The organism is Amycolatopsis sp. NPDC051102 (genome assembly GCF_040682815.1).
In the GTDB taxonomy this organism is placed as follows: Bacteria; Actinomycetota; Actinomycetes; order Mycobacteriales; family Pseudonocardiaceae; genus Amycolatopsis.
Map to the genome: position 1 here is coordinate 32252 of NZ_JBFBBT010000020.1, position 14127 is coordinate 46378.

Annotated in this window: 16 protein-coding genes; 2 read left to right on the forward strand and 14 right to left on the reverse strand. The window is 68.5% G+C overall.

The window, feature by feature from the left end; genetic code table 11:
- Positions 1-13: 13 nt before the first annotated feature.
- From AB0M93_RS37490 to AB0M93_RS37510, 5 genes are all read right to left on the reverse strand, one after another.
- Positions 14-2482, reverse strand: a complete 2469-nt coding sequence (locus AB0M93_RS37490; protein WP_364283144.1) for a hypothetical protein — start codon at positions 2480-2482, stop codon at positions 14-16.
- A complete protein-coding gene (locus AB0M93_RS37495; RefSeq protein ID WP_364283147.1) occupies positions 2483-3265 on the reverse strand; it encodes a hypothetical protein in 783 nt (260 codons plus the stop codon).
- Between the two features lie 76 nt (positions 3266-3341).
- Positions 3342-6272 carry a hypothetical protein gene (locus AB0M93_RS37500; RefSeq protein ID WP_364283149.1) on the reverse strand — a complete coding sequence of 977 codons (2931 nt, stop codon included), beginning with the start codon at positions 6270-6272 and terminating at the stop codon, positions 3342-3344.
- A 32-nt stretch (positions 6273-6304) separates the two neighbouring features.
- On the reverse strand, positions 6305-6598 hold the full coding sequence (locus tag AB0M93_RS37505) for a hypothetical protein (RefSeq protein WP_364283152.1): 294 nt from the start codon (positions 6596-6598) through the stop codon (positions 6305-6307).
- 113 nt (positions 6599-6711) lie between these two features.
- Entirely contained in the window at positions 6712-6990 is a 279-nt protein-coding gene (locus tag AB0M93_RS37510) for a hypothetical protein (RefSeq protein WP_364283155.1), read from the reverse strand.
- 111 nt (positions 6991-7101) lie between these two features.
- Here AB0M93_RS37510 and AB0M93_RS37515 point away from each other — a divergent pair, with 111 nt between their 5' ends.
- Positions 7102-7392, forward strand: a complete 291-nt coding sequence (locus tag AB0M93_RS37515; RefSeq protein ID WP_364283158.1) for an ANTAR domain-containing protein — start codon at positions 7102-7104, stop codon at positions 7390-7392.
- Between the two features lie 3 nt (positions 7393-7395).
- On the opposite strand, the gene AB0M93_RS37520 is transcribed toward AB0M93_RS37515, so the two are convergent.
- The 9 genes from AB0M93_RS37520 to AB0M93_RS37560 all read right to left on the reverse strand — a co-directional run bounded on the left by AB0M93_RS37520 (position 7396) and on the right by AB0M93_RS37560 (position 13315).
- Positions 7396-8025 (reverse strand): hypothetical protein, encoded by a 630-nt coding sequence (locus AB0M93_RS37520; protein ID WP_364283160.1) that lies wholly within the window; start codon positions 8023-8025, stop codon positions 7396-7398.
- 84 nt (positions 8026-8109) lie between these two features.
- The gene (locus tag AB0M93_RS37525; RefSeq protein WP_364283162.1) at positions 8110-8535 is read right to left on the reverse strand and encodes a hypothetical protein; all 426 of its coding nucleotides are present in this window, start codon (positions 8533-8535) and stop codon (positions 8110-8112) included.
- Positions 8532-8771, reverse strand: a complete 240-nt coding sequence (locus AB0M93_RS37530; RefSeq protein ID WP_364283165.1) for a hypothetical protein — start codon at positions 8769-8771, stop codon at positions 8532-8534. The genes AB0M93_RS37525 and AB0M93_RS37530 overlap by 4 nt, the downstream gene beginning before the upstream one ends.
- Before the next feature lie 87 nt (positions 8772-8858).
- Positions 8859-9146 (reverse strand): hypothetical protein, encoded by a 288-nt coding sequence (locus AB0M93_RS37535; protein WP_364283168.1) that lies wholly within the window; start codon positions 9144-9146, stop codon positions 8859-8861.
- Positions 9147-9184: 38 nt separating this feature from the next.
- Complete coding sequence (locus AB0M93_RS37540) at positions 9185-9658, reverse strand: hypothetical protein (protein WP_364283171.1); 474 nt, start codon at positions 9656-9658, stop codon at positions 9185-9187.
- The gene (locus AB0M93_RS37545; protein WP_364283174.1) at positions 9655-10551 is read right to left on the reverse strand and encodes a hypothetical protein; all 897 of its coding nucleotides are present in this window, start codon (positions 10549-10551) and stop codon (positions 9655-9657) included. The genes AB0M93_RS37540 and AB0M93_RS37545 overlap by 4 nt, the downstream gene beginning before the upstream one ends.
- Positions 10552-10602: 51 nt before the next feature.
- The gene (locus AB0M93_RS37550; protein WP_364283177.1) at positions 10603-11085 is read right to left on the reverse strand and encodes a hypothetical protein; all 483 of its coding nucleotides are present in this window, start codon (positions 11083-11085) and stop codon (positions 10603-10605) included.
- Positions 11086-11220: 135 nt separating this feature from the next.
- Complete coding sequence (locus tag AB0M93_RS37555) at positions 11221-11910, reverse strand: hypothetical protein (RefSeq protein ID WP_364283180.1); 690 nt, start codon at positions 11908-11910, stop codon at positions 11221-11223.
- Between the two features lie 79 nt (positions 11911-11989).
- Positions 11990-13315, reverse strand: a complete 1326-nt coding sequence (locus tag AB0M93_RS37560; protein WP_364283183.1) for a phage portal protein — start codon at positions 13313-13315, stop codon at positions 11990-11992.
- Between the two features lie 159 nt (positions 13316-13474).
- On the opposite strand from AB0M93_RS37560, the gene AB0M93_RS37565 reads away from it, so the two are divergent.
- Complete coding sequence (locus AB0M93_RS37565) at positions 13475-14122, forward strand: hypothetical protein (RefSeq protein WP_364283186.1); 648 nt, start codon at positions 13475-13477, stop codon at positions 14120-14122.
- The last annotated feature ends 5 nt before the right edge of the window (positions 14123-14127 follow it).

Genomic DNA, 14127 nt, shown 5'->3' on the forward strand with positions numbered 1-14127 from the left:
ACATGGCTAGTCCTCAGTTCCAAATCAGGCTTTGGTCCCAACGGCCGTACTGCGGCGAGTCCCAGATGCCCAGGCCGGGCGGGCGAAGAAGCTCGACGCTGAGCGTGTCGACGAGCCCGCCGTCTCGGCTGACCTTGCGGTTGATACCGAAGATCTGCATCCGAAGTCCGGAGCCGAGTCCGTCCGGGTCCTCGACCTGGAGTGTGTCCGCGAGCTGAAGTCGCGGGTCGCCAGGCATCGAGATCTGTTGTGTCGTAGGGATTGGCTTCGTGGTCCGAGGAAGCAGGACGTTCAGAAGTCCTTTGTCGTTGTAGTTCTGCTGGTACCAGTCGCCCCGTGCCTCGAAGTTCCGGGGACCGTACTTGGAGACGGAACCTTTGTCCGTGGTGCGGAACACCTGATCGGTGCCCTTGATGATCCGGGTCCCGTCGATCCGCAGGGCGGGCTGGTTGTCGTTCTGGGTCACGCTGCCGTCGCCGTTGCCCACGGCAAGGCGCGCCGTCTCCTGCCAGGGGTTATCGACGCGCAGGACAAGCATCCCGTCGTTGTTGAAGAACGCGTAGACGTCCAGTTCGGCGTTCACGAAGTTGGGTTCGTGCCAACCCTCGGGGTAGAGCAACTGCATGACATAGCCGTGGTGTGACCAGTCGTTAGACCACTGAAGAAAGGTATTCCCTGTGGGCGTTCCCAGCGGAATCGTTGTGTGGCGCGGAAGTCGGCGCGGCTCGGCGAACTGGACGTCGTCCACGTACAGGATGAAGTCTTTGCGGGTGAAGCCGGGGACGATGAACTGGTCGACCGCTTGTGCTTCGTAGATGCGGCCCGCGTTGGCGGTGCGCTTCGATGCCTGAACCGAGTAGATGTTGCGGACCGAGTCGAGAGAGTTGGTGATCTCCAGTCCTGACAGCGTGTCGAGCGACACGGTTCGGACGATCTGGTCTTGCTTCGCCTTGACCGTGTTGTAGTTCCAGAAGCGCAGGACGCCGGACTCGTCCCAGAAGACGCTGCCGAACTCGGCGGCAGCCAGTCCGGTGATGACGTCCCATGCGTCTTTGCCGTTGACGCCCGGGTTGAACGAGAGCGTGTTCGCTCCGCGGTCCAGTACGGCGGCGTACTTCGCCTGACGCCACAGACTCGTCTCCGGAGCAAGAGTTTCTTGGAAAAGGTTCCGGTAGGCGTAGCAGATGTCGAACATGGCGACGCGGTGGCGCACCAACAGCAAACCCTGAAGCGCGTCGAACGGGTAGGTGTTCGGGTCGAAGTTGGGGCCGATCTTGTTGTATCCAGTGGCGTTGTTGCCTGCCCGGATGTACGCCTTGATCCCGTCGTTCCGGGAGATCATGACCGTGGCGTAGACCTCGACACTGTCCCGACCCGACGGGACGGCGACCTTCGCGGTGGACGAAGAGGTCTTCGTGTTCTCGTTGAAGACCTCCACCCAAACCTGATTGGCCTGCAAGTGAATTCGGAACACGTAGTTCCCGCCCGCCCGGTACTCGTACAGCACCGTGTCCGGCGCGGTCACGTGGTAGCCCGCGTTGGGGAAGCCGGATGCGGTGGAGAGGACGAGGCCGAGGAAGTGCGAGCCTTCGGCGCGGGTGAGGTCGCGGTTGGCCACCCAGTACTTCAGGTAATCGCCATCGCCGTTGCCGCCCATCGCGGACAGGGCCATTGGTCGGTTGCTCTGGTCCGGTGAGTTCGGGTGCGGCTGCGCGCTGGCCTGGTACATCGGGACGCCGTCGAGCGGGTAGGTGATGGCCTGCGCATTGTCGAGCCAGCCGACAGTAGGAATGATCCCGCCATTGGCCGGCACGAACACCCCTACGCCGTCAAGAGAGCCGTCCGGGACGTTCAGTTCGGCCCGGGTGGCGGGCCGGTACTTCGTGGAGGACGTGTCGCACTGCTGAAGGCAGTTGTCGATGAGACAGGCGGTGTCGGCCTGCTGCGCGGTGACTCGGCCGAGGTTGTTCCAGTAATCCGATACCGCCCACGGAGCAAGTACCACGGGGCGGCGTAGTTTCTCCACCCGGTCCAGTGCGGTGATGTGTACGTCGCCACTGTCCCGGTTGACGTCGATCGTGGTGATGTTGCCGACGAACTGGGGGTACCACACCGTTCCGTAGGCGGTATCGATCCCGATATCGAAGTAGCACTCCGTGCCGATCTGCTGTTTGGTGTACAGCGGCGAGAACCCGTTGTACGGGCTGAAAATCGCGTCGTACCCCAAGCCGGTGGTCTCGTCTCGACCGGCGAGGATGACGCGCAGTTCGGCGGCGGAGGATCCTTCGATGAGCATGATGGGTTCCGGGGCTGAGCCCTTGAGGGCGCGATCAACCTCGGCCTCGATCACGGAGACGGCGAGGAAGCTCAGCGGATGGTCGTAGCCGCCGTTGCCGTTCCAGTCGCAGTTGAAGCGCCACCGGATCCGGCGTTCGTTGTCGGTGATGGCGCGGCCGGCCTCGTCTCCGCCGTGGTTCTGCAACTACGCCTCCCAGAGAGTGACCGTCACGTCGGACAACGGGAATTGCGGCGATGTACTGGTGATCTGGTCCAGCAGGACTTTTGTGCTGCCGCCGCCGAGGTCCCACGGCGTTGCTGCTGGGCCGTATTCGACCTGTGGGGCGGCAAAGGCCGTGTTGTAGGTCTGCGCTGCGGTGAACGCGAATCCAGGCCGTACTGCGGCTGTACCTGCGTCCGGGGCGTAGGTCAGCGTGTACCGCTGCCAGTTCGTTGTGACGTTCACGGTCTGGACCGGACCGCCCGCGACTGGAGTTCCGAACTTGTCGATCTTCTCCAGGTACATGTTGACCGAGCGGGCGGCGTCGGCCTTGAGGTAGACGGAGAAGGTGACCGGTTCCCCCGCCAGCACGGGGACGAACTTCTTGCTGCCGTCCAGGATCAGGTATCCCGGCGCGGACGAGACGTTCGTGATCCGGAAGGTGCGACTACCCGTGAGCGCGACGACTGCGGGATAGTCCAGCACGTAGTCGTAGCCGGGTCCGACAGCTTGCCATCCGTAGTCTTGGACCCCGTGGATGTAGCCCGTGCTGCACTGCGGTGACAGCAGATTCCGCCGCAGCGGGTTGATCAGGTAGTGCGGTCCGCGGATGTGGCGCAGGTACAGCGCGCGCAGCCACTGGTATGCGGGCTCGTCCAGGTAGGTGAAGCCGAACCGGTACTCCGTGCGGAATCCGGTGACGTCCGCCGTGCAGGAGCCGTTGAGTGATTCGTGGATGCCGCCGAAGCGCTTCTCAGTCGTGGTCAAACCCGGTTCGGGGACTGGGAGAGCCCTAAGCTCTCCCAGCCACCCGAGGTACCAGGTTCCGGGGTCGAACGGCAATTCAGCCTCGCCGTGCCTTTCGTGCGTTGGATCGGTTCACCAGCCGTGCGATACCGGCACCGTCGACCGTCATGTGTGCGCCGTCCAAGGCGGCGAGGACTCCGGCGGTGACCGCCTCGGTGACCGCCGCGAGGTCTGCGCCCCGGCCGGCCGATTCGTCTGCGCTGGCGAGCGCGGACCCGTTGCGGCTCGCACCCACCGCGCCGGGCTGCATCGAGACCGATCCGGACACATCCAGAGGCAGCGACTTCGTGAACCGGGAGAGGTAGTCGCGGATCTCGGGTTCGCCGTCGTTCAGCCCGGCGAGTAGACCGCGCATGATCAACCGGCCGTTGTCGGAGAGCAGCACGCGGTCCCGGGCGGGCGGCCCTTTCCACTGGGTTATCCAGTTCGTCAGCTGGCCGAGTTTGTCTTTAACCCAGCCGAATCCGGCGGAGATGCCGTCGACCAGACCGCGGATGATGCTGCGGCCCGCGTCCAGCAGCAGCCCGCCGAGATTGCCGAGCGCGCCGAGGATGCGCCCGGGAAGGCTGGCGAACCACGAGAGCAGGCCGCCGATCCCATCGGAGACGACTCCGGAAATCGCGCGCCAGATCCCGCCGAGCAGGTTCTTGATCCCGGACCAGGCTTTGTTCCAGTCACCGGTGATCAGCCCCATGACGAGATCGATCACGCCTTGAATCGCTTGCATTGCACCGGAAATGACCGCGACGATCGCCGTGAAGATAGGCTGGACGAAGTCGAACAGGGCCTGAATGATCGGGATCAGGAACTGCGCGATCTGCGTGATCAGCGGCGCGATCGCCGACACCAGCGACGCGAACAGCCCCGCCACCTGCACGATGATCGGCAGCAGGGACGTGATCAGCCCGAGCAGCGGCGGCAGCAGCGCGGACACCAGCTGCAAGATCGGCGGCAGGATCGGTAGCAGCGCCGTCACGATCGACAGGAACGCCGAGGCGAGCGGCGGAAGCACGGGCAGCAGCGCTGACAGGACCTGACCGGCGATCTGCCCGAGCAGCGCCCCGACCTGGGTCAGGACAGGCGTCGCCGCCTGCAGGGCGGAACCGACGACGTCGGCGAGCTGCTGGACTACCTGCACGACCACCGGGAGCACGGGCATGACCGCGTTGAGCGCGGCGAGCAGTACCGAAGTGAACAGCCCGGACAGGGCCGAGATCACCGGCAGCACAGCCGAGAGGGCTTGCAGCAGCGCGCCGCCGAGCTGTCCGATCAGCGGCGACAAGGCGGTCATCAGCTCGCTGAGCACGGGCGCGACGAGCGCGAGTGCCTGCACGAGCAGGCCGCCGAATCCGGAGATCAGCGGAGCGAGCGTCTGCGCCAGCTGCACCAGCGCGGGCGTCAGGGTCGTGATCGCGCCGCCGAGTGCGCCGCCGAGCTGGCCGACCAGATCGGCGACCACCGGGGCGAGGGACGCCACGATGGGCGCCAGCGCGCCCGCGGCCGGCACCAGCACCGCCGCCAGAGCATGCGCGGCGGCACCGGCCACGGGTGCCAGCGCCGCGAGGACCTGCCCCAGGGGTGCCAGCGCCGGGGCCAACGAGCTGAGGGCTTGCCCGATCATCGGGCCGAGCTGCGCGATCGCCGGAGCAATCGAGGTGACGACGGCTTGGCCCAGCGCGACCAGGACCGGCAGCAGACCCGTGCTCACAGCGTGCAGGCCGCTGAAGATCTGCACGAGCGCGGTTGCGCCTTGCGCGGATTGGACGAACGCGGCGATCTGCCCCGTGATCGCGACCAGTGTGGACAGCAACCCGTCACCGCCGGTGCTCGCGGCGGAGAACACCGAGAACACGATCTGGCCGAGGTTGCGCAGGATCGTGACCAGGTCACCGACGGCCGAGAGCCCGGCCGAGATCCACTCGCGCAGCTGTCCGGTCTGGCGCGCGGTGGAGATGAAGTCCGCGAAGCGCTGGGCACCGTCGGCGAGCCCGGAGGCGAACCCGGGTAGGAACTCCGCGCCGACCGCCGCCACGTCCCGGAGTGCTTGCAGGAATGGCTGCACCCCGGCCGAGGCCGCCCGCACGGACACCCCGGTGCTGTCCAGGATCGAGCGGACGTCGTCGACGGTGCGGCCTTCGCGGGCGAACGCGGCCAGGCCGCCCGCTCCGGCGTTGAGGCCGTCCGCGATGCCGCCCAGCTCGGTGCGCAGCAGCGGGAGGTACGTACCGGCCAGACCGGTGATCTCCGCCGCCAGGCCAGCGAACAGACGTTGCTGAACGTCCTGGCGCAGCCCGGTCAGTTCCGGACGCAGGGCGCGGACCGCGTTCGCGGCGGCGGCCATCGCGGGCGGGAACTCGGCGATGGCCTGCGCGTACTTGGCTGGGTCGCTCTCCTTGAGGGCATCGGCGAACCCGGAGACGCCGAGCTTGAGCGTGGCGATAGCCGCCGCAGCGGCGAGGCCGGCCGCAGGGACGACGAGCAGGGCGCCGGAGGCGGTAGCCGCTGCCGAGCCGATGCCGCCGAGCACCGTCGCGGCCTGGCCCACGGCGGCGGCCATCGCGCCGTACTTGAGCACTGCCGCGCCCACAGACAGCGTCATGCGGGTGAACTGCGCGGTGGTGCGGTTCAGGCCGTCGTCCAGCGCGCCGAGGCCGCGCACGGTCGAGCCGATCGACTTGTCGGCCACGGCCTTGATCGAGACGGACTTGCCCGACAGCTCGCGCATGAGCCGCTGGAACCGGGTCTCCGCCGGGACGGCGTCCAGCTCGGCCAGCAGCCGCACGGCGCTGTCGTTGCCCTCGCGGGCGGCGGCGCGGATCTGCTCCTTGAGCAGGGCCGTCTGCACCTGCGCCGACAGCGTGATCGTCGGGGCGGTGCCCTCGTTCTGGCGGACCTGGTCGCGGATCTCGCGGCCGAGCCCTTGCAGGCTGGGCAGGAGCTTGAAGTAGGCGTGACCGACCGTCGTCACCAGGCGCTCACCCCCGCCCGGTTCCAGGGGTGCTACCCGTTACGCATCCATACCGCGATCTCGCGCAGGGACTTCAGTTCCGGTTCGCCGGTGCCGGCCGGGGCCGTGCTGGCGGGCGGAGCGGGGTCGGTGATCGCCTCGATCGGGTCGGCGAGCTGCGCGTCGGTGAGCTCGTGACCCAGTGCTGCGGCGACGGTGGCCCACAGGGCGGTGATCCGTCGTTCGGTGACCGAAGCGAGCAGGTCGGCGCGGGTCCAAGCTCCGCGCGGGTTCAGCGTGCGCCAGACGGCGGCGTCGTCGGGCAGGTGGGTGATCAGCGCGCACACGCGCCGGTAGGACAGGCTGCCCCGGTAGAGGTCGAGCAGGTCGACCCCGTACCGGAGCAGGTCCGTTTCGAGGGCTTCGGCGGTCGCCTCGTCGGCCAGGAGCAGGGCGACCGTTACCGGTTTCCCCGGCCCAGCTCCTTCATGACCACGGCCGAGAAGTCCTCGGCGTCGGCGGCCGTAGCGGCCAGGCCGCGCCAGGTGGCGTACTGGGCGGTCCCGAGGATGAGCTTCAGTGCGGTGAGGTGCTTGCCCTCTTCCTCGGCTTCGAGTGCTTCGAGCGGGAACTTCTCCGGGCTGGGCAGGGTGAACCGCTTGCCGCGCCAGGTCACGGCCAGGTCGTTGCCGGTCGAGGCGGGTTTGCCGATCGCTTCCGCGCGCTGTCGAGTCGCCATAGCTGTGGGTTCTCCTTCGAGTTGGGCCTACGTCGGTGCGGGTGCTCACCCGGGAATGCGGTCCGTCACCGAGTGGGGTGGAATTGACCGGTGAGATCAGATGGGGAGCCGGTGAACCCGGCCGTAGAAGTGGAGCAGTTGCGTGAGGCCCTTCGGTCACAACCGGTGATCGAGCAGGCCAAAGGCATGTTGATGCTGCTGCGCGGCTGGACTGGCGACCAAGCGTTCACGGGACTGCGGGAGGTGTCGCAGCACACGAACGTGAAGCTCCATGACGTCGCGGCTGTGATCGTCGCCGCAGGTAGCAAGGCGGGACCGGCCGCTGTCGACGAGGCAACGAAGGAAGCGGTCTTGAAGGAAGTTCGTCGACGAGTGCTCGGTGAAGGGTTCGGCGTCGAGTAGCCGTCACTTCGTCGGCGACCGGTCGTCGGTTATGACGTCGAGGGCGCCGGTCGCCACCGCCGGGGCACCGAAGAGCACGGCCGGGTCGTTGGTCAGCCAGACGGCGATGTAAGTCTTGCCCTTCGGCGGCGCCAGCGCGGAGAACGTCATGCCCCAGCGGGCTTCCTGGGTGCGGGAGAACTGCGCGTCCTCGGTCTCGGAGACCTCCGCGCGCGGCAGGTAGAGCCGGTGGCTGTAGATCTCCTCATCGGAAACGACGTCGGTCCAGTCGACGCAGAGCGCGCGGACGTCGCTCTTGGGGATCGAGCTGATCTCGGCGCGGTAGTTCGTCGGTGTGCCGGTGCCGACAGCGGCGAACTTCATCCCGCCGAAGTAGGCGGAGAGGACTTCGCCCTTGGTCTCCTGGAACACCGACGCCACGGTGAGTTCCTGGGACTTGTAGATGTAGCGGGCCGGAGTGAGCTGCTGCCAGTGCTCGGTGCCTTCCTTCTCCACCTTGCGGGCCAGCGTGGTGCCGTCCGGCGTGGACAACCCCAGGCCGGTCCAGGCCGCCGCCAGCGGAGACGTGGCATCCGGCGGTTCCGGGGTGTCCGGCGGAGCTAGCGACACCTCGCCGGTGCCGGGCACACGCACAAGGGCACTGTTCATTGCCATGTAACGGAAATCCTCCCAGCGGCACGGAGTCGCGCCGGTGGAGGCGCGGGCCTCCAAGCCGGGTCAGGGCCCGAACGGTGTCCGGGCGTAGGCGGTCAGGCTGACTGTCGCCAGCGGTGCAGCGGTGTAAGGATCGATACCGCCGATCGGTGCGGAGACGGGTTCGCCGCGTAGCAGCGCCCCGGCCGGCTGCGGGGCACAAAGCAGGCCGAGGGCGATCCCGGCGAGCCGTTTCGCGGTGTGGGTGTCGCGGTGCCAGCAGGTCAGCCGGATGACGGTGCGCTGGACGGCGGGCCAGTCCCAGCGGTGTCCGTCCTCGGCGACCAGCAGCCACGGCAGCGACGTTGGTCCGCCGTCGTGGCCGCGCCCGGTCTCGGTGGAGACCTGCACCAGCTCGGCGGCCGGGTCGGTCACAGTAGCGAGCTGGACGCGCAGACGGCGCACGACCAGTCCGGCGACGTCGAGCGGGACCGGTGGTAGCGGGCTCACCCGCCGTCGCCGGGTTCGAGGCCGGTCACCTCGAAGCCGTTGGCCTCGGCGGCTCGCTTAAGTACGCCGTGCCGGGCCTCCATACCGACCCCGGCCGCGTGCTGGATCGCGACCGTGGCGGAGACCCGGTCGGTGGCGGGCTCGGTGATGACTTCCACCGGCAACGCTTCCCCGCCGGTGACGCGGTGGCCTTGTGCGCTGGCGGTGTCGGCGACCCGCTGCGCGGCCGCGCGCACGGCCTCGGCGACTTCCGGGGAGTTCAGCAGCTCGCGCGCGCCGTCCGAGTCGATCGTGATTCCGAAGATGCTGGGCAGCGCCAGGGGTCAGCCCTCCGTGTGGGTCAGGACGGTTTCGTAGTGCAGGAACCCAGGCCGGGGCTCGAACCGGGCGGGCTCACCCTCGACGGCGAACGTGCGGCCGTCGACGATGACGCGTTCGCGGGCGCGGATCGGCTCGGTGGTCAGCAGCCACCACGCGCCGGTGATCGCAACCCGCCCCGGGGACGGCTCGGTGCCGCCGCCGCGCGGGAGCAGGAGGCCGGCCACGGCGCGCCGGGGCGCGTCCGGTCCGTAGTCCGGCGCCGGAGCCGGGTTGTCGTAGGCGTCGGGCACTTCCCGGGGTGTGATGACGATCAGCTGGTGGGGCAGGTTCAGGGCGGGGGCTCCTCCCAGGGGAACGGCTCGGCCAGCTGGCCGTCCGGACCGAGGACCGGCAGCGTGACGGGGCCGCGGTCGTCCGGCTCTGCTGCGTAGGGGGTCCGGACCGAGCGCAGGCCGCTGCGGCGGGCCAGGCGCCGCAGGACCTTGTGGTCGTGATCGGTGAGGTAGACCCCGGAGGTGGCGTCGTCGCCGTAGCGGTAGGTGTACTGGCCTGCGGTTTCGGAGCTGTAGCCCTCGGGGTTGCGCACCGCCCGGCCCGCCGCCTGGCACACGATGGTGACGACGGCGGGCGGGACGGTCGGGGTGAGCAGCGCGGGCGGCAGCTCGGCGCGCACCAGGTTCGAGGCGTCGACCAGCGCGGTGAGTGCGCGGGCCTCGGCGTCGGGACTGGTGAGGGCGATCCCCGGGCGGGCCTTCAGCTGTGTGAGGGTCGCCAGCGGGTCCGGCTCCGCGGCTTCGGTCACGCGGCGGGCGCGGTGGTGAACCGCACGGCGCGCTTGACCGAGCCGTCGTCCACGGTCGTGCTGGTGCCCGCCAGCGTCGAGACCACCGAACGGTCCTGCTGGAAACCCGGGTCGTAGTCGCGGATCAGCCGCATGGCGAACCCGCCGTAGGTCATCGCCTGGCCGAAGGTCGCCCCGGCCGGCACTTCCAGGGCGCGGGTCACCAGCGGGAACGCCGTGGTGTGGTAGGCGACGCCGGAGCCGTCCGCCAGGTAGTTGCTCGGCAGGACGGTGAAGCCGTAGAGGCGACCGATGATCGCCTCGCGCAGCGCTTCGGTCGAGCCGGAAGCGTCGAACGGGACCAGCCGCTTCTGCGGGTCGTTGAGCAGCATGGATTCCAGCTCGGACGACACGGCGAACCACCGCTGGTCGAACGGTACGCCCGCCTTGTTCAGCAGGGCACGGGCCCGGACCAGCTGGGTGTGAATGTCGGTGCCGTCGGACTTGACGGTGATGGTCGAGGGCAGGGCGTTCATCTGCCCGGCGACCATCGTTTCCACCCCGATGGCCACGCTCTTGGCCTGCGGGGTGGCAACCTGCTTCGTGAAGTCCTTGACCTGCAAGGTCAACTGCTCGTCGGGCAGGTTGATGCCCTTGTACAGGTAGGTGTCCAGCTTGACGTCCACCGACTTCTCTTCGGCGTCGTCGACCACGATGGGCTTGTTCTCGGCACGGTTGAACGTCCGGGCCGGACCGACGACGGTATCGGTCCGGACGGTGACGGTGTCGCCCTGCTTGCCGGTGAAGTCGGCTTCGGCGTCACGCCACGCGGTCCCGGCCAGCACGGTCTGCTGGGCCAGGGCCGCGATCGAGGCGGACGCGATCTGCTTGGGGGTGAGGAACTTGTTGGCCATAGGCGGGTGCGGTTCTCCAGACGTTGACGGGTGGGCGGGAAGGGAGCGCGGCTACTTGCCCCAGACCAGACGGCTGATCTGCTCGGGCGTGTCCTCGACCGGCTCGGCCGGAGCGCTGGCCGCCGGACGCAGGGCCTCGACCGGTGGCCGTCCGGCCGTGGTCCGGGCGGGCGGCGCGGCGGCCGTGACCAAGGCCGAGATGACCCCGGCCAGCTCGGCGGCGTCGGCGGTCAGTTCCTCGGTGGTCGTGCCGGTGAGCCGGGAGGCCAGCGCGTCCGGCAGCTTCGCCGTGCGGATCACGGTCAGCCGGGCGAGGTCCAGTTCCGCGGCCTCGGCGCGCTGCTGCGCGGCGGCGGCCTGTTCGGTGAGCTGGTGGGCCTGCTCGCGCAGGCTCGTCAGCTCGGCGGGTTCGGCGGGCTGCTCGGCCGCCGGGGCCGGCTGCTGGGCAATCGCCGCTGTGGGAGCGGCCGGAGCTGCGGGCGTCTCCGGGGGCTCGGTGGTCTGGGCGGGCTCGGCCGGAGGGGTTTCGGGCACTGCGGGACCTCCAAGGGGTTGGCGGGTGGGGCAGGGTGAGAGGCCACCCGCCCGGTTTCCTCATGCGCGACAGCGGGGAGACGGCTGTTTTCGGGCTGTCGTGGGAATCCGGGCGGGCGGCCGGTCTGGGGCGCTTCAGCCGCGACGGGCGGCGGCGTGAGCGCGACGGAAGGCGTTGCGGGCGTCCTTGCCGGACAGCCCTGCGGTGGAGGTCTCCCATAGCGCGGCGAACCGCTGGGAGGTCTCGGGCAGCACAGCGGTCCGGAACACTGGCTCGGCCTGGCAACCGCAGCCGTCGTGATACGGCTCGTCGGTGCCGCCTCGAGTACTGGCGGAGCGCTGAGACAGGTAGACCGCGCCCCGGCTGGCGAGCATCGCGCAGAACCAGCACGGGTCTGCGGCGGTCACCCGCAGCCACCCGCGCGCGGCCGGGTCGGCTCGCAGCGCGTTGTCCACGACGTCACGCCCGGCTGCGAGGACGTGGCGGGAGCTAGCCGCCGCGACCCCGGGCCCGGCCTTGTCCAGGGCCAAGGCAGGGTCCCAGCCGCCGAGGATGAGCCGGGCGACTACGCGCGTGCCGGTGACGCGCAGGGAGGTGAGCGCGCGGTTTCGCCACGGCAAGGAAGTGCCGGCCGCAGCGGCGGGCGGCGCGAACGCCGCAGCCGCGGGAACCTCGGCCCGCCGGAAGTCGCGGTAGTAGTTCGCGGCCAGCTCGGCGGAGTCGGCACGGTGCCGCGCGAGTGCGGACAGGACTTGCCCGGTCCAGCCGGGATCGGTCAGCCGGAGCGGGTCGAGCGATTGCCAGATGCCGAGGACGTCAGCCACGACCCGCGCCGATACACGGCCTTGAGCGAGCCGGTGCGCTGTGCTGGCCGCGCGTCCGGCCGGGGTGCTGGCCACCGGGTCACTGCCCGGTGGGGTCGGTGGCGCGGGCCAGGGTGTCGGCCAGCAGCGCGTGCCCGTCGAGGTTGGCGGGCATCTGCTCCCAGCGACGGACGTCCTGGTCGGTGACGCCGGGGAGGCGTTCCCAGGTCGCTCGGGCGGGAACGTCGAGCATCTGCACGGCCTTGCCCCAGGCGTCGACCACGGCCGCCAGGGAGCGGGTCGAGGTGTCGCGCCAGCGCACGACCGCCGTGGTGTCCAGCCAGCCGGCCTCATCCCCGGCGGCGAGGCAGGACAGCCGCAGCGTCTGCTGCCACGACTCGCCGTAGGAGGTCTTCCGCTCGCCGACCCGGCGCTGTAGCCCGGCGTCGGCGGCGTCGATCGTGTCGGCGGCCAGGTTCGACAGCGACCCGTGCAGCGCCCACGCCGGGGTCTGGGTGATCGCGGCCAGGTGCCGCAGGATCTGTTCCAGCACGGCGACGTAGCCGGACATGTCGGTGGAGTCGAACGTCCCGAACCGCGTCTCCGGGGAGTCGCTGTGCAGCAGCCGGTCCGGGCCGATCGGCGGTTCTTCGTCGTCGTCGAGCTCCAGTCCGGCGGCCCAGCGCTGCCGGTGCGCGCCGTGCTCGCCGGTCGTCATGAGCAGGAACGTCTGGTAGTTGAGCCGGTCCTGAATGTCGAGGACCGGAGCGACCACGCCGGGGCTGTCGGCGTCGAGGTCGTCTTCGTCGAGGAACCGGACGACCGGGCAGACGCCCAGGCCGTGTTCGGCGTGGTCGAGGTAGGCCGGGCCGTCGCCGGGGTCGTTCTCGGCGAGGGTGTACACGGCCTGGTCGTCGAACAGCCGGTAGACCTGGCGCGGCCCGTCCGGCGTCCAGGACGTTTTCCGCTGGAGCGCGTAGACCGGCCACGGGTCTGCGTCGTCGGCGTAGACCGCGGTCATGTTGCGCGGCGAGACGCCCCGGATGACCGGGGCCGTGTCGCCCGGCAGGACGGTCGTGTACGACCAGCCGTATTTCAGTGTCGCCCGGTGAACCGCGGCCTGGCGGCGTGCCAGGCCGTTCTGGTTCCAGTGCGACCAACCCTGCGGCTCGTCCGCCTGGTCGTCGCCGAGCGCGCGGTAGCCGTCCACGAACAGGTTCTGCGCCAGCAGCTGCATCAGCAAGCGGCACCAGTTCGTCCGTGACCGGTCGAGCAGCCAGCGGTACGCGCGCCGCGCCGAGCGGGGCGCAAACGGCAGATCATGATCACCCTGGACGTAGCGGTGAATCCGGTTGTTGCGGGCCTGGTCCGGCCAGACAGCTTCGATCCGACGTGCAATGTCTGACGCACTTGACGGAGGTAGCAACGGGCGGGCGCCTCCTTAAATGACGAGCTGGTGGCGGCAACAGGTACGATCACTGCCGCGCGAACTGGATCATCATCAAGCTGGAGCAGGACTGTGATTGAGCGAGATCGACCTAGCCGGAGAGCCCTCCAATGGATTAGAAATGCCGCACTCACGGTCTTGATCACCGGAGAGATCTACTTAGTATTCAGCACCATCATCAATGACGCTTGGCGCTGGCTGACCAAATATAGACAACCTGATTGGTGGGCTGCGTCCGGCGAATGGGCGGGCGCAGTAGGAACCATTGCAGCCGTCGTCGTCGCCTTAGGAATAGCAATAAGGGATGGACGGGCAATGCGACGCGAGAGCAACGCTCAATCAGAGCGAGAGCGACGCGAGCATTTTTCTCACCTCTCGGCCTGGCCGAGCAGGAGTGATGCAGTCATGGACCCAGTCTATCCGATCAAGCTATTAAACTCCTCAAGTGAGCAGTTTTATAATGTTGTGGTCTTTCCAGTATTTATCCAAGGTACCGGTGCCCACTCAGGAGAGGAAGCACTGCAGGACGGCAAACCCGAGTATGGGAACGAGAAGTGTGCAGTAGTTGGCGCTCTTCCGCCTGGAAAATGGGAAGTTCTGACAAGATTCGACACTGGCATTTTGCAAGGTCGACCAGGTGTGGAAATCGCGTGCACGGATCGATTTGGCTGCCACTGGATCCGCCGGGCTACCGGAAAAGTGGAGGAGATTCCCGTCAACCCATTGGAGCACTACAAGATCGAACGACCTTTTCAATATCAGATGCCGCGCGAAACGCGCAGGTGATACGG

What these genes read in the sequence shown, in the direction of transcription:
- AB0M93_RS37510 (WP_364283155.1), bottom strand. Translation starts at nt 6,990, where the DNA reads ATGGCGACTCGACAGCGCGCGGAAGCGATCGGCAAACCCGCCTCGACC.
- AB0M93_RS37545 (WP_364283174.1), bottom strand. Translation starts at nt 10,551, where the DNA reads ATGGCCAACAAGTTCCTCACCCCCAAGCAGATCGCGTCCGCCTCGATC.